The sequence below is a fragment of the Haloarcula sediminis genome (assembly GCF_035656455.1).
In the GTDB taxonomy this organism is placed as follows: domain Archaea; phylum Halobacteriota; class Halobacteria; order Halobacteriales; family Haloarculaceae; genus Haloarcula; species Haloarcula sediminis.
This window is the reverse complement of record NZ_JAYMGA010000003.1, coordinates 102,673-126,661: the sequence shown is the minus strand read 5'-3', so window position 1 is coordinate 126,661 and position 23,989 is coordinate 102,673. Positions and strand designations below refer to the sequence as shown.

The 23,989-nt window shown below is 68.3% G+C and carries 23 protein-coding genes; 12 read left to right on the top strand and 11 right to left on the bottom strand.

Annotation, left to right across the window (positions count from 1 at the left end; all coding sequences use genetic code 11):
- Positions 1–108 precede the first annotated feature (108 nt).
- From VJ162_RS07305 to VJ162_RS07270, 8 genes are all read right to left on the bottom strand, one after another.
- Entirely contained in the window at positions 109–2,469 is a 2,361-nt protein-coding gene (locus tag VJ162_RS07305; RefSeq protein ID WP_324663378.1) for a DUF2309 domain-containing protein, read from the bottom strand.
- Positions 2,459–3,937 carry a proton-conducting transporter transmembrane domain-containing protein gene (locus VJ162_RS07300; RefSeq protein ID WP_324663377.1) on the bottom strand — a complete coding sequence of 493 codons (1,479 nt, stop codon included), beginning with the start codon at positions 3,935–3,937 and terminating at the stop codon, positions 2,459–2,461. Before VJ162_RS07300 ends, VJ162_RS07305 begins: the two co-directional genes overlap by 11 nt.
- A 253-nt stretch (positions 3,938–4,190) precedes the next feature.
- Positions 4,191–4,655: an Lrp/AsnC family transcriptional regulator gene (locus VJ162_RS07295; protein WP_324663376.1), complete on the bottom strand. Its 465-nt coding sequence runs from the start codon at positions 4,653–4,655 to the stop codon at positions 4,191–4,193.
- A 154-nt stretch (positions 4,656–4,809) separates the two neighbouring features.
- Positions 4,810–5,223 (bottom strand): acyl-CoA thioesterase, encoded by a 414-nt coding sequence (locus VJ162_RS07290; RefSeq protein ID WP_324663375.1) that lies wholly within the window; start codon positions 5,221–5,223, stop codon positions 4,810–4,812.
- The gene (msrA, locus tag VJ162_RS07285; RefSeq protein ID WP_324663373.1) at positions 5,220–5,744 is read right to left on the bottom strand and encodes a peptide-methionine (S)-S-oxide reductase MsrA; all 525 of its coding nucleotides are present in this window, start codon (positions 5,742–5,744) and stop codon (positions 5,220–5,222) included. The genes VJ162_RS07290 and msrA overlap by 4 nt, the downstream gene beginning before the upstream one ends.
- 272 nt (positions 5,745–6,016) lie before the next feature.
- Positions 6,017–8,398, bottom strand: coding sequence for a heavy metal translocating P-type ATPase (locus tag VJ162_RS07280; protein WP_324663372.1), 2,382 nt, complete (start codon positions 8,396–8,398; stop codon positions 6,017–6,019).
- A complete protein-coding gene (locus tag VJ162_RS07275) occupies positions 8,395–9,168 on the bottom strand; it encodes a sulfite exporter TauE/SafE family protein (RefSeq protein ID WP_324663371.1) in 774 nt (257 codons plus the stop codon). The genes VJ162_RS07280 and VJ162_RS07275 overlap by 4 nt, the downstream gene beginning before the upstream one ends.
- A 1-nt stretch (position 9,169) precedes the next feature.
- Positions 9,170–9,346 carry a hypothetical protein gene (locus tag VJ162_RS07270; protein ID WP_324663370.1) on the bottom strand — a complete coding sequence of 59 codons (177 nt, stop codon included), beginning with the start codon at positions 9,344–9,346 and terminating at the stop codon, positions 9,170–9,172.
- Positions 9,347–9,503: 157 nt separating this feature from the next.
- On the opposite strand from VJ162_RS07270, the gene VJ162_RS07265 reads away from it, so the two are divergent.
- From VJ162_RS07265 to VJ162_RS07250, 4 genes are read left to right on the top strand one after another with little or no spacing between them, the layout of a single operon-like run.
- The gene (locus VJ162_RS07265; protein ID WP_324663368.1) at positions 9,504–10,688 is read left to right on the top strand and encodes a halocyanin domain-containing protein; all 1,185 of its coding nucleotides are present in this window, start codon (positions 9,504–9,506) and stop codon (positions 10,686–10,688) included.
- A gap of 4 nt (positions 10,689–10,692) precedes the next feature.
- Positions 10,693–11,226, top strand: a complete 534-nt coding sequence (locus tag VJ162_RS07260; RefSeq protein ID WP_324663367.1) for a cytochrome c oxidase subunit II — start codon at positions 10,693–10,695, stop codon at positions 11,224–11,226.
- The gene (locus VJ162_RS07255; RefSeq protein WP_324663365.1) at positions 11,226–12,914 is read left to right on the top strand and encodes a b(o/a)3-type cytochrome-c oxidase subunit 1; all 1,689 of its coding nucleotides are present in this window, start codon (positions 11,226–11,228) and stop codon (positions 12,912–12,914) included. Before VJ162_RS07260 ends, VJ162_RS07255 begins: the two co-directional genes overlap by 1 nt.
- Positions 12,914–13,444, top strand: coding sequence for a hypothetical protein (locus VJ162_RS07250; RefSeq protein ID WP_324663364.1), 531 nt, complete (start codon positions 12,914–12,916; stop codon positions 13,442–13,444). Before VJ162_RS07255 ends, VJ162_RS07250 begins: the two co-directional genes overlap by 1 nt.
- A 3-nt stretch (positions 13,445–13,447) precedes the next feature.
- Here VJ162_RS07250 and VJ162_RS07245 read toward each other — a convergent pair whose 3' ends face one another.
- A complete protein-coding gene (locus VJ162_RS07245; protein ID WP_324663362.1) occupies positions 13,448–15,088 on the bottom strand; it encodes an NADH-quinone oxidoreductase subunit D in 1,641 nt (546 codons plus the stop codon).
- Between the two features lie 82 nt (positions 15,089–15,170).
- Between VJ162_RS07245 and VJ162_RS07240 the strand changes: the two genes are divergently transcribed.
- The 5 genes from VJ162_RS07240 (at position 15,171) to VJ162_RS07220 (ending at position 18,748) form a co-directional block, all read left to right on the top strand.
- Positions 15,171–15,842 carry a helix-turn-helix domain-containing protein gene (locus VJ162_RS07240; RefSeq protein WP_324663360.1) on the top strand — a complete coding sequence of 224 codons (672 nt, stop codon included), beginning with the start codon at positions 15,171–15,173 and terminating at the stop codon, positions 15,840–15,842.
- Between the two features lie 55 nt (positions 15,843–15,897).
- The gene (locus tag VJ162_RS07235; protein ID WP_324663359.1) at positions 15,898–16,692 is read left to right on the top strand and encodes a lipoate--protein ligase family protein; all 795 of its coding nucleotides are present in this window, start codon (positions 15,898–15,900) and stop codon (positions 16,690–16,692) included.
- Positions 16,693–16,759: 67 nt separating this feature from the next.
- Positions 16,760–17,032: a hypothetical protein gene (locus tag VJ162_RS07230; protein WP_324663358.1), complete on the top strand. Its 273-nt coding sequence runs from the start codon at positions 16,760–16,762 to the stop codon at positions 17,030–17,032.
- Positions 17,033–17,080: 48 nt separating this feature from the next.
- Positions 17,081–17,914 carry a deoxyribonuclease IV gene (locus VJ162_RS07225; protein ID WP_324663357.1) on the top strand — a complete coding sequence of 278 codons (834 nt, stop codon included), beginning with the start codon at positions 17,081–17,083 and terminating at the stop codon, positions 17,912–17,914.
- A 90-nt stretch (positions 17,915–18,004) separates the two neighbouring features.
- On the top strand, positions 18,005–18,748 hold the full coding sequence (locus VJ162_RS07220) for a class I SAM-dependent methyltransferase (protein ID WP_324663704.1): 744 nt from the start codon (positions 18,005–18,007) through the stop codon (positions 18,746–18,748).
- A gap of 27 nt (positions 18,749–18,775) precedes the next feature.
- Here the strand turns inward: VJ162_RS07220 and VJ162_RS07215 are convergent, their stop codons facing one another.
- Together VJ162_RS07215 and VJ162_RS07210 are read right to left on the bottom strand one after the other, a co-directional pair.
- A complete protein-coding gene (locus VJ162_RS07215; RefSeq protein WP_324663356.1) occupies positions 18,776–19,531 on the bottom strand; it encodes a hypothetical protein in 756 nt (251 codons plus the stop codon).
- Between the two features lie 368 nt (positions 19,532–19,899).
- On the bottom strand, positions 19,900–20,550 hold the full coding sequence (locus VJ162_RS07210; RefSeq protein ID WP_407066843.1) for a DUF7095 family protein: 651 nt from the start codon (positions 20,548–20,550) through the stop codon (positions 19,900–19,902).
- Between the two features lie 67 nt (positions 20,551–20,617).
- On the opposite strand from VJ162_RS07210, the gene VJ162_RS07205 reads away from it, so the two are divergent.
- The 3 genes from VJ162_RS07205 (at position 20,618) to VJ162_RS07195 (ending at position 23,954) form a co-directional block, all read left to right on the top strand.
- A complete protein-coding gene (locus tag VJ162_RS07205) occupies positions 20,618–21,415 on the top strand; it encodes an alpha/beta hydrolase (RefSeq protein WP_324663354.1) in 798 nt (265 codons plus the stop codon).
- A gap of 60 nt (positions 21,416–21,475) precedes the next feature.
- Entirely contained in the window at positions 21,476–23,290 is a 1,815-nt protein-coding gene (locus VJ162_RS07200) for a bacterio-opsin activator domain-containing protein (protein ID WP_324663353.1), read from the top strand.
- Between the two features lie 64 nt (positions 23,291–23,354).
- Positions 23,355–23,954 (top strand): DUF7344 domain-containing protein, encoded by a 600-nt coding sequence (locus VJ162_RS07195; protein WP_324663352.1) that lies wholly within the window; start codon positions 23,355–23,357, stop codon positions 23,952–23,954.
- Positions 23,955–23,989 lie beyond the last annotated feature (35 nt).

The window sequence follows — 23,989 nt, the reverse complement described above, 5'->3', positions numbered from 1 at the left end:
CGGCGCCCCCTCGATAAACTCCATCTGGCTATACAGAATCCAGCGACGACTGGTTTCACTGACACCGACCCAGGGGAGTCGACGTGTCAGTTTGAGCGGCCGGTCGTCTCAGTCGTCGCCGGTCGCGGGCGACGCCCCGCTGTCGACGACTGCTCCATCTCCCGTTACCGGCGTCCACGACAGCTCGCCGGCGTAGTGGAAGGCGGTGTGGTCCTGCGTGGGGTCGACGACGGTCAGGGAGAGCCAGCCGTTATCGAGCAGTTGGGCCACGTCCCCGTTGTCGGCGAGGATGTCGGTGACGGTGTCGACGGGGGCGTGGATGACTGTCGAGAGGCGAAGGGGCTGGTGGTAGGGCTCGTCGTCGGCCGCCATGAGCGACTGCAGCGGGAGCCCGGTCATCAGGTCGCCGCCGTTGCCCTGGTAGACGCCGACGTTGCCGACGGGGTTGTGCGTTATCTTCGAGCCGCTGCCGTAGACGGCGGTGTCGACCGTCGAGAAGTAGTACTGGTTGTTTATCCACTGGGTGACGACCATCGGCGCGGTCATGATCGCCGCCAGGGCGTCGCCGTCGGGGTCGGTCGTCCAGTCGTAGGAGTGCAGGAAGGCACGGCCGTCGAGGTCGAGCCCGGCGGCCAGTTCGCTCGGGCCGACGACGAAGCCGGCGTTGCCGGCCAGCCCCCACTCGGGGCGGGTCTCGGCCCAGTCGGCCGCCTTGCGCTCGGTCTCGCGGGCGGCGTCGCCCGCCGACGCGGTCCGCTCGCTGGTCGCCCCCTCGCGGGCGGTTTCGAGGTCGGCGCGGAGCCGCTTGAGGTCCGCCTGGTGGCTCTCGGGTACGCCGCCGTCGTACAGGTCGACCTCGTCGGTCGTGGTGTTGTGCTGGCCGGCGAGGAAGACGGTGTCGTCGGGGATATCGAAGCCGCGCTCGCGGAGCTCGGCCTGCACGGCGTCCTCGTTGCAGATGGCCGCCAGCACGCGGGCGCTCGGGCCGCCGGGGTTGCCGGCACAGGCCCCACAGTCCAGGCTCGAATCGAACGGGTTGTTCGCGGTCTGGCTCGCGTGGCCGGTGAAGACGACGAGGCGGGCGAAGTGGTCCCACCCCATCAGGTCGAAGGCGGTCTCGGCGTAGCCGACCTTCTCACCGAGCGTGAGGTCGTCGAGCGACGGGCGACAGAAGTCGTGTTCGTCGGGCACCGTGTCGCCGACGCTGTCGAGGAAGTCGTGGACGCGTCCGGGGACCAGCGTGCGGCTCGCCAGTGCGAGCCCGTAGCCGCTGCCGGCGCTCTCGACGAAGCCGTAGGCGGTGGCGGCGTTGGTCTCGATGGACTCGACTATCTCGGCCGCGGCCTCGCGGATGCCCGTCAGATAGTCGTACTCGGTCTCCGTCTCCGCGTCGACCGGTTCGTCGGTGATGCGGTGCTGTGCGGTCGCGATGGGCGGACACGCCGTGACCGAGACCTCCGCGTCGTACCCCCTGTACTCCATCGGGATGCCGAAGAAACCGGCGTAGCCGTGGGTCTCGTAGTCGCCGGCGTCTTCGAGGTGGCGACGGAGGACCTCAGAGCGTGTGTCGATACAGAAGACGAGCTGGGCGTCCGGACGGCCCGACGGCTCGCGCTCGGCCAGCGACTCGCTCTCGGCCGTGATACTCCCGACCAGCTCCTCGCGGTAGGTCGACTCCCACGCCGTCAGGAAGGCCTCGCTGAGCTGGTCGACCTCGTGTGTGTCGCCGTCGGGGTCCTCGGCGGGCGTGAGGTCGGCATCGAGGGCGTCGAGCAGCGCCAGCCGCGCGGCGAGATAGCCAGTGAGCGTTATCGGATATCGTGACTGCCACTGGCCGCCGTCGTCGGCCCGCTGTTTGATGAACCCGGTCCAGCCCGGGAGCGCGGTCAGCTGTTCCTCGAAGATAGCCGGCCACTGTTCCGTCGGGTAGGGGTCGAGCACGGTCTTGACTGTCTCGGTCGGCGTCGTCGGCAGGTCGGCGACGATGCCCGTGTCGGGTATCTGGCTGTCGTGGGCGGCGAACGTGCGGAAGACGCCGTAGAACCCGAGGTCCCGATCTGGCAGCGACCAGTGGGCCCGTCCCTCGTCGAGAAACGACGAGAGCCACTTCGTCAGCACGTGGTCGACGCGGTCTTCGATGGCGTCGTGGTCCTGTTCGTCCGTCTCGACTGCGGTGTCCATGCGGGAAAGCAACGCCTCGGGGTCGGCGTCGTAACCGGCCGCGGCGAGTTCGGCGTCGAGGGTGTCGCGGTCTATCTGCTCGCGCTCCAGTGCTTTCCGGAACGTCTCCGGGCTGGGGTAGCCACGCCCGCCGAGAATATCGGCGGCCTCCGTGACCGCCTCGGCGAAGGGCTTGTCCTCGAACCCCGAGAGGGGGTTGGCCGTCACGAACGAGTGGACCGGCCAGACCGAGCCGACCGTCTCGGCCGCGTCGTCGATGCTGTCGCGAATCGCTCGCTCAGTACTCATTGTACTCCCCCGTGTCGGTCACCAGCGTGTCGGTCGGCGGCTGGCTGGCGTTCAAAAGCGCCACGTAGAGGCGCCGGCTGTGTCTGTGGACGCCGGTCTCGATGGCGAGGTAGACGCCGACGAAGAAGACGGCGACGGCGACGTGGACCAGGGTCAGTTCGGTCGTCGCCGTGCTCACCGACAGGAGCCCCGAGATGCCCTCATAGACCATGGCATAGAGGACCAGGGCCGGGAAGAAGACAAGCGGGACGGCCCCGTAGCGGGCCCGCGGCGGCAACTCGGTGTGGGTGACCGCGTTGCGAGCCGCGTGCAGCGTGGTAAATACGACGAAGAAGGTAAGGAGGAGGCCGCTGTCGACTTTTGCGCCTTTCCCGGTCAGCGCCGCGAACAGCAGGCCGCCGGCCAGCGCGGTCAGCAGCGTCACGGCGATGCCGCCGAGGCTCTCGCGCATGCCGATCTCGCCGGTTGGGCTGGTGTGTTCGACGGCGTCGCCGGCGGAGAGGAACTGGTAGGCCTTGTAACAGCCGTGCAGGATGAGGTGGGTGATGGCGGCTCCGAAGAAGCCGAGGCCGGCCTGCATTATCATAAAGCCCATCTGGCCGACCGTCGAGCAGCCCAGTTTGCTCTTGACGTCCGTCTGGACCATCTTCAGGAGCTTCCCGCCGAGAGCGCTGGCCGCGCCCACGGCGACAATCACGAGCATGAGCCCCGAATCGACGGTGATGACCGGGGCAAAGCGGGTCAGCAGGACGCCGCCGGCGTTGACGAAGCCGGCGTGCATCAGCGCCGACGCCGGCGTCGGCGCGGTCATCGAGGAGAGCAGCCAGCCCTGGAACGGGATGAGCGCGGACTGTATCATTGCCGCGAGCACGAGCGCCCCGGCGGCGACGAGCCACACCGGCCCGCCGAGCGTGTTCGACGCCGCGTCGATACCCGATATCGTCGTCGCGTCGGTCGCCCACCACAGCGCCGTCAGGGCAACGCCCAGCAGCGCGCTGCTCGCGAGGAAGTACTTGCGGGCGACCGCCGCCGCCGCTCCCGCCTGTTTCCACCCGCTGATGACGCCGATGAGCTGTGCCATCACCAGCCCCATGGCCAGCCACAGGAGCCCGAACAGGGCGACGTGGTTGGCCGCGACCAGCGCCATCACCACGACGGTGAACCCGAACACGGCGGCGAAAAACCGCGTCTGGTGGGCGCTGCCGGCCATGTAGCGCCGGGAGTAGCTGTGGACGATGCCCGAGAAGAACGTGACGACCGTCCACATCAGGACGGTCAGCCCGTCGATGGCGATCAGGTCGCCGAACGCAGGGGCCCAGCCGGCTACGGTGTGGGCCACCAGCGCGAGCAGACTCAGGCCCCACAGCAGCCAGACGGCCCGCGTCAGGACTTTCGGTGTGCCCAGTGCTTGCTGCCCGATACCGCTCGGAAGCGCTCCGACCGTCGTACGCTGTGTCTCGTCTCCCATCGTTGTGTTCGGTGACCGGTCTAGTTCGAGGAGTCCCCTGCCCGAACCGACCGCTTTCTCACCCACATAGCGAACGGTCTGGTTATTAAATCCTTCTATATTACCAGTTTGTTCGCCTATAGGGAGATCATAGAACATTATGGTCTTCCGGCGCTGGACGTCACCGGTCTCGGCGAAACCGTCGGTGTTCGCGCTACTACGCGGCGTTTTTGCCCACGACGCGTGTCGGTGTTTCGCCGCTCCCACGGCGACCCTACTCGCCCGCGAACCCGCCGAAGGGCGTCGTCTCGTGGCTCCGGACGAGCACCTCGTCGACGACTTTCAGCCCCATGTCGAGCAGCTCCTGGGCGACCGGTGTGATGTCGCTGTCCGTCTCCCCGACGGCCGTCACCAGGAGGTTCTGCTCGCCGGTGACAAGCTCCTGGACCGAGACGACGCCGTCGATGTCGAGGATGGCCGGAATCTGCTCGCCCCGGTCGGGAATCGGCGCGGTACAGAACAGCAGCATCCGCAGGGGGTAGCCCGACTGCTGGTAGTCTATCTCGGCGCTGTACCCCTTGATGACCTCGTCGCCCTCCAGTCGCTGTATCCGTTTCCGGACCGTACTCCCCGACGTGCCGGTTCGCTCGGCGATGTCGCCCGAGGAGAGGTTTCGCGCGTCCTCCTGGAGGGCGTGGAGAATTGCCTCGTCGACATCGTCGATAGCGTCGTCTCCCATACCCTCTCCTACAGGTGTCGCTGCCAAAGGAACTTCGCCTGCCGAGCTAGCAATTTCGAGCTGTGCGAACTGGACTGTAGACAGCCAGTCGGGGCTTTCTGGCTGTTCACCGTTGCAGTTGCTCAGATACAGGTAACATCGGCGATAGAACCCGCTACTGCCCGAACTCGAACTCGCTGATGGCGTCGCGCCAGGACTCGGGGATGGGCTGGGGTTCGCCGGCCGCACGGTCGTAGGTCACGACGGTCGTCTCGCCGGTCGCCGCGACCGCATCGCCGTCCCGGATTTCGTACTCGAAGGGGAAACTTGTCGTGCCCAGCCGGGGCACCTGAACGCCGACGGTGACGCTGTCGGCGCTTCGGACCGGCCGCTCGAACTCGATGTCGAGTGTCTTGATGACGATGCCGTCGTCGCTGTCCGCGAGAAACGCCCGGCTGCCGTCGCCGACGACCTCGGCGAGGTAGTCGATGCGGGCCTCCTCCAGATACGTGCCGTACCGGACGTTGTTGACGTGGCCGTAGGTGTCTAAGTCGTCAAAGCGCAGGTCCACCTCGGTCTCGAAGCTCATGCCAGCAACTCGGCGTGTTTCGCCCGGAGCTTGTCGAGCTTGGGCGGGATGGTCATCTGGCAGTAAGACTGGTTGGGGTTCTTCTCGAAGTAGTCCTGATGGTACTCCTCGGCGGGGTAGAACGTCTCCAGGGGCTCGACCTCGGTGACGATGTCGTCGTCGTAGGCCGGCCCGATGTCCTCGATGAACGCCTCGACGGTCTCGCGTTGCTCGTCGTCGTGATAGAACACCGCCGAGCGATACTGGGTCCCCACGTCGTTGCCTTCCCGGTTCAGCGTCGTCGGCGTGTGCGTCGTGAAGAACACTCCCAGCAGCTCCTCGTAGCTCACTACCTCCGGGTCGTAGGTCAGCTGGACGCACTCGGCGTGGCCCGTCTCCTCGCGGCAGACGGCCTCGTAGCTCGGGTTCTCGGCGTGGCCGCCGGCGTAGCCCGAGATCACCGCCTCGACGCCCTCGACCTGTTTGAAGACGGACTCGGTACACCAGAAACACCCGCCCGCGAACGTCGCTTGCTCGGTCATCACTCCCAGTAGGCGTGGGACGTACAAAAGCGACCGGACGCGTTCAGTCTGCCGTCTTTAGTTACGGGAGATGGACTGCAAACAGCCAGAAAGCCCCGGCTGGCTCCGGTCGAGGGCCTCGCTACGGTCCTCACTACGTTGCGGTCCTTGCATCGGCCGTCTTCCCGGAGCCAGCCGCCCCTTTCAGTCCCTCCCGTAGCCGGTTGGTCAACCGGCTTGGGTGGGGCTTTCTGGCTGTGAGCATCCATTTCTCTTAACTAGACACGACCCGCTCAGTCCCCGGCCGCCGGCGTTGCGGGCGCTGTGGCTCCCTGTTCGGTCGTGACGGCGTCGCCGTCACCGAGCGACCGAGCGGAGTTGGCCACGACGAGCAGGCTGGAGACAGTCATCGCCAGCGCGGCAAACAGCGGGTTCAACAGGCCGGCGAGCGCCAGGGGCAGCGCCACGGCGTTGTAGCAGAACGCCCACGCGAGGTTCTGGCGGATGCGCCGGCGGGTCCGGCGGGTCAGGTCGAACACCCGGGGCACCGCCCCGAGGTCGTCCGTGGTCACCACCGCGTCGGCGGCGTCGGCGGCCAGCGCGGTGCCCGAGGACAGCGAGATGCCCAGGTCGGCGGTCCCCAGCGCCGGCGCGTCGTTGGTGCCGTCGCCGACCATCGCGACGGTGCCTCGGGATTTGAGTCGCTCGACCACCTCGGCCTTCGCGTCCGGCGGGACGCCGGCGAACACCTCATCGACCGCGTCGTGGCGCTCGAACGGTGCGGCCGCGGCCGGGCCGTCGCCGGTGATGACGACGACCTCGCGGGGCGCGAGCGCTTCGGCGACGCTCTCCCACCCCTCGCGGGGCTGGTCGCCGCCGACGACGATGTCTCGGGCGCGGCCGTCCCAGCCCACGAGCGCGGGAATCTGCCCGTCCGCGCGGGCGCGCTCGCAGCGGTCGGCCAGTTCGTCCGGCACCGCGAGCCCCTCGTCGGCAAGCAGCGCGGGCGTCCCGACGACGACGCGCTCGCCGGCCGCCTGCCCGCCCGCTTTGACGACACCGCTCACGCCCCGGCCGGGGTGGTGTTCGACGTCTTCCACGACGGCATCGGCCGCCTGCGCGGCGTCGGTAATCGCGCCGGCAAGCGGGTGGTCGGCGAACTGTTCGAGGGCCGCGGCCCGCCACAGGCCCCCGTCGTCGGGCCGCTCGACCAGCCGCATCTCGCCGGTGGTGAGCGTCCCGGTCTTGTCGAACGCGACCACGTCGACCTCGGTGGCGGTCTCGAAGGCCGACCCGTCGGTGACGACGACGCCTTCGTCCAGTGCCGCCCGGACCCCGGCGGCCGTCGCCAGCGGCGTCGCCAGGCCGAGCGCGCAGGGACAGGAGACCACCAGCACCGCAAGCCCTGTCAGCAGGGCGTCGGTCGGGGCCGCCCCGCCGAGCAGGTGACCGGCCCCCGCGAGGACGGCCAGCCCGACCACCAGCGGGACGAAGACGGCCGCGATGCGGTCGACGAGTCGCTGGACGCCCCCGCGCTCGCTCTGGACGCTCCAGAGCAGCTCCGTGAGCCGGGAGACGGTGCTCTCGGCCTCGGGGCCGACCCGGACCACGAGTCCCCCCTCGGTCACCATGGCGCCGCCGACCACCTCGTCGCCCGAGGTCTTCCGGACCGGCAGGGACTCGCCGGTCACCAGCGACTCGTCGACGCCGGCGGTCCCTTCGAGGACGTGCCCGTCGACGGGGATGCGCTCGCCGGCTCTGACGACCACCTCGTCGTCCGGCGCGAGCGCGTCGACGCCGACCGTCTCGGTGCCGGAGCCGGTCCGCCGGCGGGCCTGTTCGGCCCGCTGGCTGGTCAGGTCCGTCAGCCGCCCCGCGGCGGCCCGGCGGACCCGGTCGCGGTAGTAGTCGCCGACGGAGACGGCCAGCACGATGACTGTCGCCACGTCGAAGTACACCTCCGTCCGACCCAGGACCACCGCGACGACGCTGTAGACGAACGCGGTCGTCGTGGCCATCGCCACCAGCAGGTCCATGTTTGGCCGGCGGGTTCGCAGACTCACCACCGCGCCCCGCAACAGCGGCCAGCCGGTGTAGCCGACCACGACACCGGTCATGACGGCGGTGTTCCAGAGCAGGTACGAGCCGGCGGCCCCGTTGAGGTCGACCAGGCCGAGGTCAACCCCGAGATACGACGGATAGAGAAAGAGGACGTACCACAGCATCGTCATCATCCCGAAAAAGCCGCCGACGAGCAGCCGCCCGACCTGCTCGTTGTCGTCCTCCTCGCCCGGCTCGCGCCGGGAGACCTCGTAGCCCGCGCCGGAGAGCCGGTCGGGCAGCGCGTCGGCGTCTATCCGGGCTGGGTCGTAGGTGACTTTCATCGTCCCCGTCGCGTAGCTGGCCGATGCGCCGGCGATACCTTCCTGGGACGTCGCCTGCCGTTCGAGGAACAGTTCGCAGGTCGCACAGTGCATCCCGGACACCGAGCAAAAGGCCGTCTCGCCCTCGGCGTCGTCGGGGTCCGCGGTCTCGACGGCGTCCGGGTCGGTGTCGCCGGGCTCGTCCAGGGTGCGAGCGACCTCCAGACAGCCCCGACAGCAGAAGTCGCCGGCCACGTCGCTGTCGGTGACGGGGTCGTCGGTCGCCAGGCCACAGAGAGTGCAGTCGGTCATGTCCAGGGCATCGGCAGCGGCGGTTTCGGGGCGGCGACGCCGAAGGCCGCCAGACCGTTCGCGAGCGGTACCAGCGCGAGTACGACAAACAGGGCCCCGAGGACGCGGTGCAGGGACTCGCGCCGCCCGGGCGAGAGCGTGCCGAAGGCGGTGCCGTAAGCGAACACTAACGGGATGGTCCCGACTCCCAGCGCCGCCAGCGAGGCGGCGCCGGTCACCGCCGAGCCGGTGGCCGCGGCATAGAGGAAAGCCGGGTACAACAGCGGACAGGGGAGCAACCCGTGTATCGCGCCCAGCGCGACCATCCCCGGCCCGTCGACCAGCCGGTCGAGGCGCGCGACAAGCGCCGACGAGACCCGCTCGAACCAGGCGCCGACGACGGGGAGCCCCCTGGCGAGGTCGACGGCCCGACCCCGGGTCAGGTAGCCCAGCCCGATGGCCAGAATGGCGAGACCGACGACGACACCGACCCCGCCCCGGACGACGGTCCCGACCCGGGCGAGCGCCGCCACATCGTAGACCAGCGCGCCCACAGCGCCGAACAGGCCGCCAAGCAGCGTGTAGCTCGCGGTGCGACCGACGTTGAACAGGGCCTGCTGGCGTATCTCCGACAGCGACAGCGGGCCGCCGTCGTCGAGCCGGTCGGCGTAGGTCGTCACGAGCGGCCCACACATCCCGAGACAGTGGACGCTCCCGACGAGCCCGAGGCCGACCATCGCGGCGAGTCCGGTGGTCTCGCCCGCCGACAGCCCGCCGGTCCCGAGCGCCATCTCAGGCGGCCTGGCCCTCGTGGTCGCCGGTCATCAGGAAGAGGCTCGCCGCAATGATGACGACGCTGACCAGCGAGAGGGCGACGATGTTCCGGCCGGTCCCGAGGATGTAGTAGGCGACTGGTGCCAGTCCCAGCAGTGCAAGCAGCGTCACGAGTCGCGGGCTGGATGATGACATGACAGAGGGTTATGCGGACGCTATATAAAAACGGTTGGCGTATTCCAACAACGCAGGAATGCCGTAATCCCTTTTTTTGATTAGGGTGAAACCGGTCCAGTATGGTATCGTTCAGTAGCGGTAGCGCGTGGACGACCAGCACACCGGGAGGTGGCCGATGACCGTCGGACGGCGGCAGTTCCTGTCGGCGACCGCCGGGGCAGCGGCTCTCGGCGTGGCCGGGACCGCGAGCGCACAGAGCGAGCCGGACTACGGCGGCTGGTTCGACGACGTCTCGAACTTCGACGGGACCGTCGACAAGCGCGGCCAGGACACGGTCGAGATAGCGGTCGGCGCGGAGGGGAACAGCGGGAACTACGCCTTCGACCCCCCGGCGGTCCGGGTCAATCCCGGCACCGAGGTCGTCTGGACCTGGACCGGCCAGGGTCAGGCCCACAACGTCGTTTCCGACGGCGACGGGCCCCTGGACTCGGGTGAGGCGGTCGCCGAGGAAGGGACGACTTACAGCCACACCTTCGAGAGCGAGGGCATCTACAAGTACGTCTGTACGCCCCACGAGAGCCTCGGGATGAAAGGCGCCGTCGTGGTCAGACCCGGAACGCCCGGCCCGGAGGGACCGCCGGCCGACCCCGACTACGAGGGGTTCTTCGACGGCGTCTCGAACTACGACGGGAACACCGTCGACCAGACCGGTTCCGACAGCGTCGAGATAGCGGTCGGCGCGGAGGGGAACAACGGCGCGTTCGCCTTCGACCCCCCGGCGGTCCGGGTCACACCCGGCACCGAGGTCACCTGGACGTGGACCGGTGAGGGCAGCGGGCACAACGTCGTCTCGGACGGCGACGGACCGCTGGACTCGGGTGACCCGGTCGCCGCGGAGGGGACGACCTACAGCCACACCTTCGAGGAGTACGGCATCTACAAGTACGTCTGTACACCCCACGAGAGCCTCGGGATGAAAGGCGCCGTCGTGGTCGGCGGCCCGCTGGAGGGCGGGGCCGGCGGCGAGGGCGGCACCGACATCTCGATGTCGGGGCCGGGGTGGCTGCTGGCGGGCTCGGTGCTTGCGGCCTTCTTCTCGCCGCTGCTGTTGGCCGCGGTGATGCGTCGGCGCTACCGCGAGCGACCGCCGGAGCCGTCCGGCTCGGACCTCGAACTGGCGAGCGGCCCGACGCCGGTCGAGGAGGCACCGGCGACGGAGCCGGACGTCGAGGTCGGCCACGACGAGTTCGACCCGACGGGGACGGCATCGCTCATCGCGTTCTACTTCGTCCTCATCGCCCTGCTGTGGGTGTTCATGTACTTCGTGGAGTTCCTCGGCCGCGTCTCGGTGATCGGGTGATACAATGCAGGTTCACAACTTCGAGAAGGTCTGGCTTGGCGCAGCGCTCCTGCTCATCGTCGGCTTCATCGCCACCGTCAGCTACGGGACTGTTAGTGCTGGCGTCCAGATGGTCGACGACTCGGGCGGCGAGATAGATCCGCAGGCGGTCCAGCAAGGCAATACTGGGACCGGGTTCGACGACCCCGGCGTCGTCAAACAGAACGACAGCCACTACGTCGTCTACGTGGTGGCCCAGCAGTTCCAGTTCGACCCAGGGACCGGTGATAACCCGATACGCGTCCCCGCGGACACGCGGGTCACCTTCCGTGTGACCAGCGCGGACGTGACCCACGGGTTCTCCATCGTCGAGACGAACATCAACACGATGGTCATCCCCGGGCAGGTGTCCGAAGTCACTGCCCGATTCGACGACCCCGGTACGTACGGGCTGGTCTGTCACGAGTACTGCGGGGCAGCCCACCACGAGATGGGCGGGTCCATCGAGGTGGTGTCCCAGTCCGAGTACACGTACAATGACACGGAGGTGCAAAACTGATGGTCTTCGTCGATAGCTACCCCAAGACGTCGAAACTAGTTCGTAGCCAGTTCATCGTCTCCTTTGTCGCGCTCGGTATCGGCGCGCTCTTTGGCATCGTCCAGGCGCTGCACCGGACCGGCGTCTTCCAGGGGCTCATCAGTTCCGCGGACTACTACACCCTCCTGACGGGACACGGCGTCCTGCTGGCGCTGGTGTTTACGACCTTCTTCATCGCCGGGCTCTTTAGCTGGGCGGTGACCAAGAATCTGGACCGTGAGCTCCCCCAGCGAATCGCCTGGGGCGCGTTCTGGCTGATGCTGTTTGGAACGGTGCTTGCCGCCGTCGCCATCCTCGGTGGGATCATGGGCGCGCCCTCGATCCTCGGCCAGGAGCTGAGCGCGGACGTGCTCTTTACCTTCTACGCGCCGATGCAGGCGCACCCGTTCTTCTACGTCGGGGCGGCCCTGCTCATCGTCGGCTCGTGGGTCGCCGGCGGCGCCTACTTCAAGTCGCTGTGGGACTGGCGCTCCGAGAACCCCGACGAGCGCATCCCGCTGCAGGTGTTCATGGTCGTGACGACGATGCTGATGTGGTACGTCAGTACCATCGGCGTCGCCGTCGAGGTGGTCGCCTTCCTCATCCCGTGGTCGCTGGGGCTCATCAGTCAGGTCGACCCACTGCTGACCAGGACGCTGTTCTGGTACTTCGGCCACCCCGTGGTGTACTTCTGGCTGATGCCCGCCTATCTGGTGTGGTACACCATCCTGCCGAAACTGGCCGGCGGGCGGCTGTTCAGCGACCCGCTCGCCCGCGTCGTTTTCGTCCTGTTCCTGTTGCTGTCGACGCCGGTCGGGTTCCACCACCAGTACGTCGACCCCGGCATCCCGGAAGGGTTCAAGGCAATCGCGATGACGAACACGATGTTCCTGCTGTTGCCGTCGCTGTTGACGGCCTTTACCGTCGTCGCCAGCGTCGAACACGCCGCACGACAGCGCGGCGCGACGGGATACGTCAGCTGGATCCGTGAGCTGCCGTGGGACAACCCGGCTTTCACCGGCTGTATGCTGGCCGGCCTGATGTTCGCCGCCGGCGGATTCAGCGGGATGATAAACGCCGGGATGAACATCAACTACCTCATCCACAACACGCTGTGGGTGCCCGGTCACTTCCACCTCACCGTGGGGACGGCCTTTGCCCTGACGGCGATGGCCATCAGCTACTGGCTGGTCCCCCAGATAACCGGCAAGCAGCTCAAGCGACGGTCGGTCGCGGTCGCCCAGCCGTACGTCTGGTTCATCGGCATGGCGCTGATGTCCAACGCGATGCACCGGGCCGGGCTGGCGGGCGTCCCCCGCCGGACCGCCGAGCCGACCTACGACGAGTTCGCCTTCAGCGGCGTCGCCGGGAGCATGAGCGAGATGCGCATCCAGATCGCCATCGGCGGCACGCTGCTGTTTGTCGGCGCGGCGATGTTCCTGTTCGTGATGGCCGAGACCTGGCTCGCCCACCGGGGCGGGACCCTCTCGGTCAATGGTTCGATCCCCGACCCGCTCTCGGGTGCGGACCACAGCCCGCGCATACTCGACAACTACAAGCTCTGGACTGCCATCGCCCTGGTGCTCATCGTCATCGCCTACGGGCCGCCGCTCTGGAGCATGGTCTCCGGCGGCATCACCGTACCGGGTAGCCCGCCCATCCCGGTCTGATGTTCGACGACGTCGACCCGCCGGAGGTGAGCATGGTCCGGGTGCTCATCGTGCTCGCCATCGCCATCCCCATCGCCATCGAGGTGGTGACCTTCGGCGGCCTCATCGCCCACTACGTGGGCGGCGGTGGACAGGGGGCCGCGGCGACGCCGACCCCGGCTGCCGAGGTCGACGGCGCGACCGTCGGCGACGAGATACTCTCCGGGACCGCGGCCACCGAGCGGGTCGACGGGGCGACGCTCACCGACGACGACAACGCGACGCAGTTCGTCCTCACCGTGGCGGTCACCGACCCCATCGACGGCTACGAACTTCGGCTCGGAGCGGTCACCACCCGCGAGGGCCGCACCGTCGAGGGGTCGGGAGCGACGACCGGCACGCTCGACACCGGCGAGGACGGGCTGGTCACCGGCGCCTGGGAGCTCCCCGCCGGCGACCGGCCGGACACGCTCACCGTGACCGTCGTCGCGGCGCCGGGCAACGACACGCCGACGCCCCGCGGCTACACCGTCGACCTGGGCGACCTCTAGGCGCTACCGGTCGACCTCGCCCATGATGGTGTCTAGGCTCCCCAACGTCGCCACGAGGTCGGCGACGTACTCGCCTTCGGCCATCGCCGGGAGCGCCTGGACGTGGGAGAAGGAGGGGCCCCGAATCTTGAACCGGGCGGGCGTCTCGGTGCCGTCGGAACGGATGTAAATCCCCAGTTCCCCTTTGGCGGCTTCGACCGCCCGATAGATTTCCGTGTCCGGGTCGGGCCGCAGCGTTCGGGGAACGTTGGCCTGAATCTCGCGGTCGTCTTCAGGCCACTCCCGGAGCAGGTCGACACACTGCCTGATGATTTTCGCCGACTCCTCGACCTCGCGCAGCCGGACCAGCAGGCGAGCGAAGTTATCGCCGCCGTCCTCCGTGACGACCGACCAGTCGAGTTCGTCGTAGTAGCCATACGGGTCGTCACGGCGGAGGTCGTAGTCGACGCCGGAGGCCCGCGCGACGGGACCGGTACAGCCGTAGGCCTTCGCGGTTTCGGGGTCGAGATATCCGGTGTCGACGGTCCGGAGCTGGAGGATCTCGTTGCCGGTGAGCGTGTCGTGGTACTCGGCGAGCTTGCGGGGGAGCCCGTCGAGGAACGCCTCGACCGTCTCGAAGAAGGGCTCGCGGGGCTCAGGGAGGTCCCACGCGACACCGCCCAGCCGGAGGTAGTTGAACATGAGCCGCTGGCCGGTCAGCTCTTCCAGGATGTTCTGGACTATCTCTCTGTCCCGGATGCCCCACTGGAAGACGGCAGTGAACTCCCCGACCACGTCTAGGGCGTAGGTAGCGACGGCGAGCATATGCGAGAGGATGCGAGCGAGTTCGCCACACATCGTCCGGATGACCTGGGCGTAGTCGGGCACTTCGATGTCGGCGAGGGCTTCCGCCGTTCGCGCGTAGGCCCACTCGTTCAACAGCCCGGCGCCGCTCCAGTCCCAGCGGTCGGGGTAGGGCATGATCTGGTGGCGGTATGTGCCTTTCTGACACAGCTGCTCCTCGCAGCGGTGAATGTAGCCGATATCGGGGTCGACGCCGGCCACCTGCTCGCCGTCGAGTTCGGCGTTCAGGTGGAGCACGCCGTGTGTCGAGGGGTGGTGTGGCCCGACGTTGATGTGTATCGTGTCCGGACCGGTGCGTTCGTCTTCGAGCAGCTGCCGGTGCTCGCGGAAGGTAACAATCTGGGGCTGGCTTCGGTCGTACGCCCGGCGCAGCGGGTGGCCCTGCCAGGTCTCGGGCAGCAGAATCCGGCGGAGGTCCGGATGGTCGTCGTAGCTGATGCCCAGTAGGTCGTAGGCCTCCCGTTCGTGCCACCCGGCGGTCCGGTAGACGGGGGCCGCCGACTCGCTGTGGGGGTCGTCGTGGGCAGTGGGAACCACGACCGACAGCTCCCGGGTCGGGTCATCGTAGCTTCGCAGGTGGTAGATGGTCTCGAAGCGGTCGGCGTACTCCTGGGCGGTGACACAGGCACAGTGGTCCAGCCCCACCTCGGCTTTGAGCGTCGAGAGGACCGCCTGGACCTCGTCGGCGCGAATCACGACTGCCGGCGCGTTCTCGTGGGTCTCCGCCCGGACGACGCGTTCGCGAATCGGTTCGACGAGGTCGGCGGTCGCTTCGGCCGGTCTAGCGACGGCGTCGGACATACCTGCGGTGTCGCTCCCTGTCGCCCTCGCCGTGGTGCCCCAGCGGCGAGGCGCATTTATATTCGGCGGCCCCATGGCTGGTGTGAAGTACGTTAGGCTCTCGCTGTCGCTGCCGCCCGAGGCGCGCAACCCGATGCACCAGTTCGTCGTCGACCACGACGGCTACGAGGCGAGCTACCTGCTCCGGGGGAACAACATCGAGGCCGACATCCACACGATGCTGTTCTACGTCGACGGCCACCCGATTGCCCCCTATCGGGAGGCCCTGGAGGCGACCGACTACGTCATCGAATACGAGATATCGAGGTGTCCGGACGACACGTTCTACCTCTACGTCCGGGACCGGTTCTCCGAGACGGGCCAGAGTATCGTCGACGCGGTCACCGCCGCCGGGCTGGTTGGCGTCTCGCCGGTTGCGTTCCGGGCCGACGGGACGATGGAGCTCACGCTCGTCGGCCCGGGGGAGACCGTCCAGCGTGCCGTCGAGGCCGTCCCCGAGGGTATCGGCGTCGACGTCCGCGAGGTCGGCGAGTACGTGAACCACCGCTTCGAGCCGACGGCGGCCCTGACCGACCGGCAGTTTGAGGCCGTCGCCGCCGCCGTCGACTGTGGCTACTACGACGAACCCCGCGAGGGGTCGACCGCCGACGTGGCCGAGGCCCTGGGGTGCTCGCCCGGTACCGCCGCCGAACACCTCCGGAAGGCCGAGGCCCGGGTGATGGGACGGCTCGTCGACGGCGACGGTCCGGGATGAGACAGTCGCGCCGACATTCACAACGGCTAATCCCCGCGGCCCCGTACCGGCGCCAATGACACTCGCGGAGCTGGACTGGCGGGTCATCGGCGAAGCCACCGACAGCGGCCCGATGACGATGGCACTGGAAGAGATTGCCGCCGAGACGGCGGCGGCGGGCGGCCCGGCCACCGTCCGCGTCTACACCTGGCCCGACGTGCTCTCGCTGGGGTACAACCAGGACCCCGACACCGTCGACTGGGACTACTGCGAGCGCGAGGGTATCGACGTCACGCGCCGGCCGACCGGTGGCGGCGCCATCTACCACGACCGCTACGCCGACCTCTCCTACAGCATCGTCGCGCCGGCCGACGCGGTCCCGGGCGACCTGATGGAATGTTACGAGCTGTTCTGTGAGCCGATACTGGATGCTTTCGAGGGTATCGGCGTCGACGCGAGTTTCGTCGACGCGGAACGCGAGGCCGTCCACCAGCCGGCCTGCTACCTGCGGGCGCTACATCCCGCCCACGACATCGTCGGCCCGGACGGCCGCAAGCTCGGCGGCAACGCCCAGTACCGTCGGAAGGACGCCGTCGTCCAGCACGGCTCGCTGTCGGTGTCGCTCCGACCCGACCGTCACTGCGGCTGTTTCACGGCCAAACCGGACCCGGACGCCTTCCGCGAGCGTGTGGGCGCGATAGACGAGTATGTCGATGTCGACCGCGAGAAGCTCGTTGCGACGCTCCGCGAGACGCTGGCCGAGTGGGCCGGCGCCGACGAGGGTGACTGGACGGACGACGAGCGGGCCCGCGCACGCGAGCGCGCGGAGTCGAAGTACGCCACCGACGAGTGGGTTCGACGGACGCCCTGACCGAGCGGGTTGTAGCCCGGTCGCGCTATCACTGTCACTTTTATCGACCGGCCGCAACTGACCGGACATGCCCTCCCCAGACGACGAGTCCGACAGCGCGCCGGCCCTCTCCGAGGCCGAACTGTACCGTATCGTCCACGAAGCGACCCAGGATGCCATTCTGGGTGCGGTCGGCACGATACTGCTTGCCGGCGTCGGCGTCGTGTTGTTCCTCGCTGGTCTGTCGGCGATAGTCGGTGCGCTCAACATCGTCGGGACGGTTCTTGGTGTCTGTTTCGCCGCGCTGGGTCTCTATCTCGTGGCGTCGCTCCTCGATGGGGTCCCGTCGCTGTGGGGGTGACCTCGGAACTTCGGAACCCCTTTTATCCGGCGTCCCTCACCGCTGTCCATGGTACGAGTCGGTGCACACACCTCTATCGCCGGCGGCGCCTACAACGCCGTCGACGAGCAGGTCGAGTACGGCGGCAACTGCGGCCAGATATTCTCCCACTCCCCGCAGGTCTGGCAGGACCCCAACATCGAGGACGACGAGGCCGCGAAGTTCCGCGAGCTGAGCGAGGACAACGGCGTCGGCCCGTGGGTTATCCACTCCTCCTATCTCGTGAACCTCTGTACGCCAAAGGACGACCTCCGGGAGAAGTCACTCGACTCGATGCAGAAAGAGGTCGACGCCGCCGACAAACTGGGCATCGAGTACGTCAACGTTCACCTGGGCGCCCACACCGGCGCCGGCGTCGACGGCGGGCTCGACAACGCCGCGAGCGTGCTGGACGAGCTGGACGTGCCCGACGGCGTCACCGTCCTCATCGAGTCCGACGCCGGCAGCGGGACGAAACTGGGCGGCCAGTTCGAACACCTGGCGACGGTTCGGGAACGGACCAGTCTGGACATCGAGTTCTGTCTGGACACCGCCCACATGTTCGCGGCGGGCTATGACCTCTCGACGCCGGAGGAGGTCGACGAGACGTTCGCCGAGTTCGACGATGTGGTCGGGTTCGAGGACCTGGCCTGTATCCACCTCAACGACTCCAAACACGCCTGCGGGACCAACAAGGACGAACACGCCCACATCGGCGAGGGCGAGATCGGCAAAGCGGGCATGGAGGCGTTCGTCAACCACGACGCCGTCGCGGACGTGCCGTTCGTCCTCGAAACCCCGACCGAGGACGGCAAGAGCTTCGCCTGGAACATCGAGCGGGTGCGCGAGCTGCGCGCCGACTGACCGGCGACCGCGGACTTTTTGCTGCTGTCCCGACTGCGTTCTCGCGTGCGACGTTTCTCCGCGGACTACCTGGAGACCACCCGCTCGGGGATGTGGGCCGACTCCCGTACGGCCCTGTCGGACCTCGACATCGGCGGGTGCGACCGGATTCTCGACGCCGGCTGTGGCACCGGCGAACTCACGCGCGTGCTCCGAGAGGAGAGCGACGGCGACGTGGTGGGACTTGACGCCGACGCCGAACTCCTGTCGTCGGTCCCGGGGCCGACCGTCAGGGGCGACGCGACGCGGCTCCCCTTTGCCGACGATACGTTCGATCTGGTGGTGTGTCAGGCGCTGCTCATCAACCTCTCCGACCCGGTCGCCGCCGTCAGCGAGTTCGCTCGCGTGGCCCGCGACCGCGTCGCGGCCGTCGAGCCCAACAACGGCGCGGTCACGGTCCGCTCTACCGTCGACAGCGAGCCCCGGCTGGCCCGGCGCGCCCGCGAGCTCTTCCTCGACGGGGTTGACACTGACGTAGAAATGGGCGCCGACGCCGCGGCTGTCTTCGAGGCGGCCGGCCTCGAGGTCGTCTCGACCCGACGGTACGACCAGGAACTCACCGTCGAGCCGCCGTACGGAACGCGGGCCGTCCGCGAGGCCCGGCAGAAGGCCACCGGCGAGGGGCTGGCGGCCGACCGCGAGACCATCCTCGACGGCGAGGCCACGCCCGAGGAGTACGACGCCCTGCGCGAGCAGTGGCGCGAGATGGGTCGGGCGGTCGTGACACAGATGCAGACCGACGACTACGAGCGCCGGGAGACGGTCCCGTTCTTCGTCACCGTCGGTCGGGTGTAGCCGACTGGGAGCGGCCGGCGACAGCGCTCACTCCGCCCCGGGAACCGACACGACGCCCTCGCCGGCGGCGACGTTCCAGCGTTCGTCCGGGGCGACGGTCAGACTGACCACCCCCGTCTCCAGGGTCTCGGGACGCTCGAAGCGGACGGCAGTCGTCCGCGAGGTGAAGTCGTCGGTCACGATACAGGGGTCGCTGTGACAGCCGAAGGCGTGGACGCCGTCGCCGGTCGCCTCGACGCGCTTGAGGTGGGGATACACCGACCCCGACCCCCAGCCGGTCTGGACGACGAGGACGGCGTGGCTGTCGACGTCCGTCTCTCGAATTAGCTGTGCGGTCTCGCCGTCGGCCTCGCTGTCGACCCTGTCCAGGTCGGACGCCTCGGTCAGGAGCGTCGCGAACAGTTCGTCGCCGCTGCTGTCGTCGGACAGTTCGAGCCCCGCGTCGGCCAGGACACTCCCCCTGGTATGTGCCTGTTCGAACGACAGCGACGGCTCCGTCGCCATGTTCGCACAGAGATACAGCGGGTCTCTCCCACCGCCGTCGGAGCTGATATCGCCACACTCGGGAACGGTGATATCGTAGGGCGGCTCGTCGACCCGTTCCAGGTCCGGGGGGAGCTGCCCGTTCGTGGGCGGGGTCTCGGTCGGCCGGTCGGTGGACGTTTCGGTCGGCCGGTCCGTGGGCGTGCCGGCCGGGGTGTCCGCGTCGTCGAGACAGCCGGCGGCCAGCGCTGCTACCGACACGCCGGCGAGCCGGAGGGCGTCGCGTCGTGTGCGTTCCATACCGGGACGTGATGTGGTTCAGATAAAGCTCTTGTAGTGGCTCAAACGACGGCTTGAGTGTTCACGTCGCTCGCTGGTGTCGCCTGCGCCGCGGGTCGGTTCGCCCCCGCTTCGCTTTGCCGTAGTTCGTTCGTCCCTGCTACTGCGCCGCGGTTCACGCTTTGCTCCACGGCTCCCGCTGGTCGCCGTTTCGCTTTGCTCGCGGCTTCGCCGCTCGCCTGTTCGGAGACACCTCGCTTCGCTCGCACCCCGCTTGCTCGCGGCTTCGCCGCTCGCCTGTTCGGAGACACCTCGCTTCGCTCGCACCCCGCTTGCTCGCGGCTTCGCCGCTCGCCTGTTCGGAGACACCTCGCTTCGCTCGGTGTCTCCTACACCACGTCCCCGCGAACCGTCGCCCCCTCCTGTCGCTCCCGGTACGCCCGCACGGCGTCGGCCGCCTCGTCGGCCTCGTCGGCGTCCATCCCCAGCATCTCCAGGGCCCCCGACAGCGTCGGCAGGACGAACTCGCCGTCATGGAGCTTCTGAAACGCGTCCTCGGAGCGTGTCCCGTCCACCCACAGACACGCGCCGCGGGGGTCCAGAATCTGCTCGTAGTCCCCGCGGGCCATCGCGCCTTTCAGCCGCTGGGTGACGTTGTCGTCGAAGGAGGCGTTACACACTTCCAGGTGGATGGGCTCGTCGGCGTCGTCGGGCAGGAGGTGGGCGGCCAGACACTTCTCGGGGGCGGCGTGGCCGCTGGCGTTGGCCCGGAGATAGTCGGGGTACTCGTCGGCCCACTCGGCCCGCACTGTCTTTCCGACGCCGTCGACGCCGTGGCTGGCCCGGAACTCCTCGCTGCGGTCGGGGGCGTCCTTGAACAGGATGTCCTTGGTGACGTAGACGTCCAGACGCTCGATGGGGTCAAGCCCCAGCGCCACGTCGCCGTACACCCACACCTCCCGGACCGGCACCGGCATGGTTTCGGACTCGACCGTCTCGACTATCTCCTCGACGCGGGCGACGGCGGCCGAACGGTCCATACTCATTACCCGGGATAGCGGGCCGGCGGGCAAAACGCTGACTCTCCGCGGTTCCGGTGGGCTACTGGTGCCCGACGACGGCGACCGCGGGGAGTGGAGTTTTCAGCCCGTCCGGCCAAGCCAGGATATGCAGATTCGGGTGTACGACGACGGTCGGGACGCTGGTGACGTGCGGGACTGCCTGTTCGTGCTGGGCTGGGGGAACCGCTGTCGGCACGACAACGTCCAGTGGTTCGTCGACCGCCTCGCCGAGCGGTACCGCGTCCACGTCGCCGAACTGCCGACACACATCACCGATGTCGAGCGCGAATGGGTCGCGCCACTGGAGCGCTACGCGGCCGACCTCGGCCGCTTTGACCTCCTGGGCCACAGCGCCGGCGGGCTGGCGACTGCCCACCTTGACGCCGGCGGCGCGGGCAACCGCGTCTATCTCAGCCCGTGGTGGGGCAGCGACTTCCCGCTGCCCGACGCCGTCTTCCGGGCGCTCACGTCCCTGCCGATATCGACGCCGCTTCTCCCGTTTGACGACCTCGGGGCCGAGGCACTGGGCGAACTGGCGACCGACCGGCAGGTCGAGGAGGGCCCGACGGCCGCCTCGCCCGCCTTCCTCCGGACCGTCGACCGCGCACAGCGACGGCTCCCGCCGGCCCGCAAGGACGCCGCGGCTCTCTGTACGCTCACCGACGCCATTGTCGACCCGCGGGCGGTGGGTCACCGACTGCCCGCCGACCGCATCCGGCTGTACGACGGCGGCCACGAACTGTTCTCCTCGCCCGCCAGGGAGACGCTCACCGAAACGGTCCTCGACAGTCTCCAAGCGGGGCCTGCCGGACTCTTGGATAGCGGGTCCCGGGAGGCCACGTAGCCCTCGGGTGGCCGGTTCCACCGGCGGAATGGTTATATAATATAGCGATATTGACACTATATGGAATATCGTCCGGCGCTCGACGACATATACGCCAAGACGCTGCGGGTGTTCACCGACAGCGACGAGCCGACGGCACCACGGACCACGCCGGAGGTCGCTGCGGAACTGGACTGCGGTCGCCGCGCCACCCACAAACGCCTGCGACAGCTCGTAGACGCCGGGGAGCTCCGAACGAAGAAGGTCGGCGCGGGCGCCCGCGTCTGGTGGCTCCCGGCTGCTGGTGACTTGCCGGACCAGCGGCGGCTCAGGGAGCTGTTGACCGACGCCGAGCGGCTGGGCGATGTCGGCGCCTGGGAGTACGACATCGACGACGGCGAGCTGTTCTGGACCGACGGCGCTCGCCGGATTCACGGCGTCGACAGCGGGTACGAACCGGAGCTGGAGTCGGCGCTGGACTTTTTCCATCCCGAGGACCGGCCGACGATTCGAAAGCAGTTCGAGACCTGCGTCGAGACGGGCGCCCCCTACAGCGTGGAGCTTCGTCTGCAGACGGCGGCCGGCGAGACCCGCTGGGTACAGGTCTCGGGGGAAGCCATCTCCCAGGGCGGCCGTGCGTTGGTCCGTGGCTACCTCCAGGATATCACCGCCCGGAAACACCGCGAGCGGCTCCTCGAAAGCCAGCGTGACAACATGGACGTGCTGAACACCCTCAACGCCGTCGTTCGCCAGCTCACCGACGCCGTCATCGACCAGTCGACCCGGCCCGAGATCGAGGCGACGACCTGTGAGCAACTGAGCGCGTCCGACTCCTATCGGTTCGCGTGGATCGCAACCACAGACCCGTGCACGCTCGACCTCGTTCCGCGAGCGGAACACGGCTGTGACGGTTATCTGGTCGACGCTGACCTCACTTCGAACCCGGGGGAGCCAAACGGACGGGGCCCCGCCGGCCGAGCGGTCAGGACACAGGCGATGCAGCTTTCGCGGGACGTCTACGCGGACCCCGATTTCGAGCCCTGGCTGGACCTGGCCGACGACTACGGCTACCGCTCGATGGCCGTCATCCCGATTGTCTTCGAGTCGACCCTGTACGGCGTGCTCGGTATCTACTCCGAGCGGGTCGGTGCCTTCGGCGCGGCCGAGCGCGAGGTGCTCGCGGGTATCGGCGAGATAGTCGGCCACGCCATCGCCGCCGTCGAGCGCAAGCAGGCGCTACTCTCCGACGAGGTCGTGGAACTGTCGTTCCGTCTCGACGGCACCGGTTCCCGAACCGGTATGCCGGCGGCGGTCAGCGGCTCGTTCGAGTTCGACAGTACGCTGTCGCTCGGTGACGGGGAGTTTCTGGTGTACTGTACGGCGACTGATGTCGGCCCCGAGGCGATAGAGACACTCACGGAGACGGCGTCGCTCCGGTGTGTCGACGACATCACCGTGCTCAGGGAGACCAGCGACGGCTGCGAACTCGAACTGAAACTGGTCGACCCACCGGTCCTCTCGACGGTCGCGAGCCTCGGTGGCTCCGTCTCGAACGTGACTATCACCGGCGACAGCACGACGGTGACCGTCTACTTCCCGGCCGAGGGGGACGTCTCCGGGGCAGTCGACCGAATCACGAGCATCGAGCCCGACATGGAGATGCTCCGCCGCCGACAGACGACTCGGCCGACCCGCTCACTCGACTCGCGGTTCCCCGACTCGCTGACCGATCGCCAGCGGGCGGCGCTGGACGCGGCGTACTTCATGGGCTATTTCAGCTGGCCCCGCGAGAGCTCCGGGCCGGCGGTGGCCGACCGGCTCGGCGTGAGTTCTTCCACGTTCCACCAGCATCTCCGGGCGGCCGAGGCGAAGCTCCTCGATGCCGTCTTCGAGTGACCTGGCTATGACATCACAGATTTCCGGCATGAGACGTATCCACCGAGCGGCTGTACTGGAACCAATGAAAACCCTACAGCGCTCTCGTCCCGACCGCCACCGGCTGTCCGCCACGCTGGCCGACCGACGGGCGAGGGAACTCCTCAGCCATCTCAGCGGCGGCCCGGCGACCGTCCGGGACCTGGCGGTCGCCCTCGCGGCGGCGGAGCGTGGCTGTGCGCGCTCGGCCGTGACCACTGCCGACCGACGGCAGTATCGCCGACAGTTCGAACACCGCCACCTGCCACGGTTGGCTGACGCGGGGCTGGTCACCTGCACTCCCGGCGGGCTCGTCCGGTACGTGCCGACGACGCTGGATCGCTTCGAGGTCCAGTTCCCGCCGCTGGACGAGCCGGACCACCCGACCTGGGCGGCCGCTGCAGCGGTGCTCGGTCGTTCACACCGGTACCCGCTGGTCTCGATCGTCGACGAGACGGAATCGCTGTCGCTGTCCCGGCTCGCCGACCGACTGGTGGGTACCGACGCGACAGACGCGACGCCCAGTGACCTCGCTATCGCGCTCCACCACGCCGACCTCCCCAAACTGGCCGCGGTCGACCTGCTCGCGTACGAACCCGAGGGTGGAACGGTGCGACGGACGTCCGAGACGGCGACGGTGCTGTAGGCGCGAGACGAAACCCTCAGGGCGACCCGGACGTA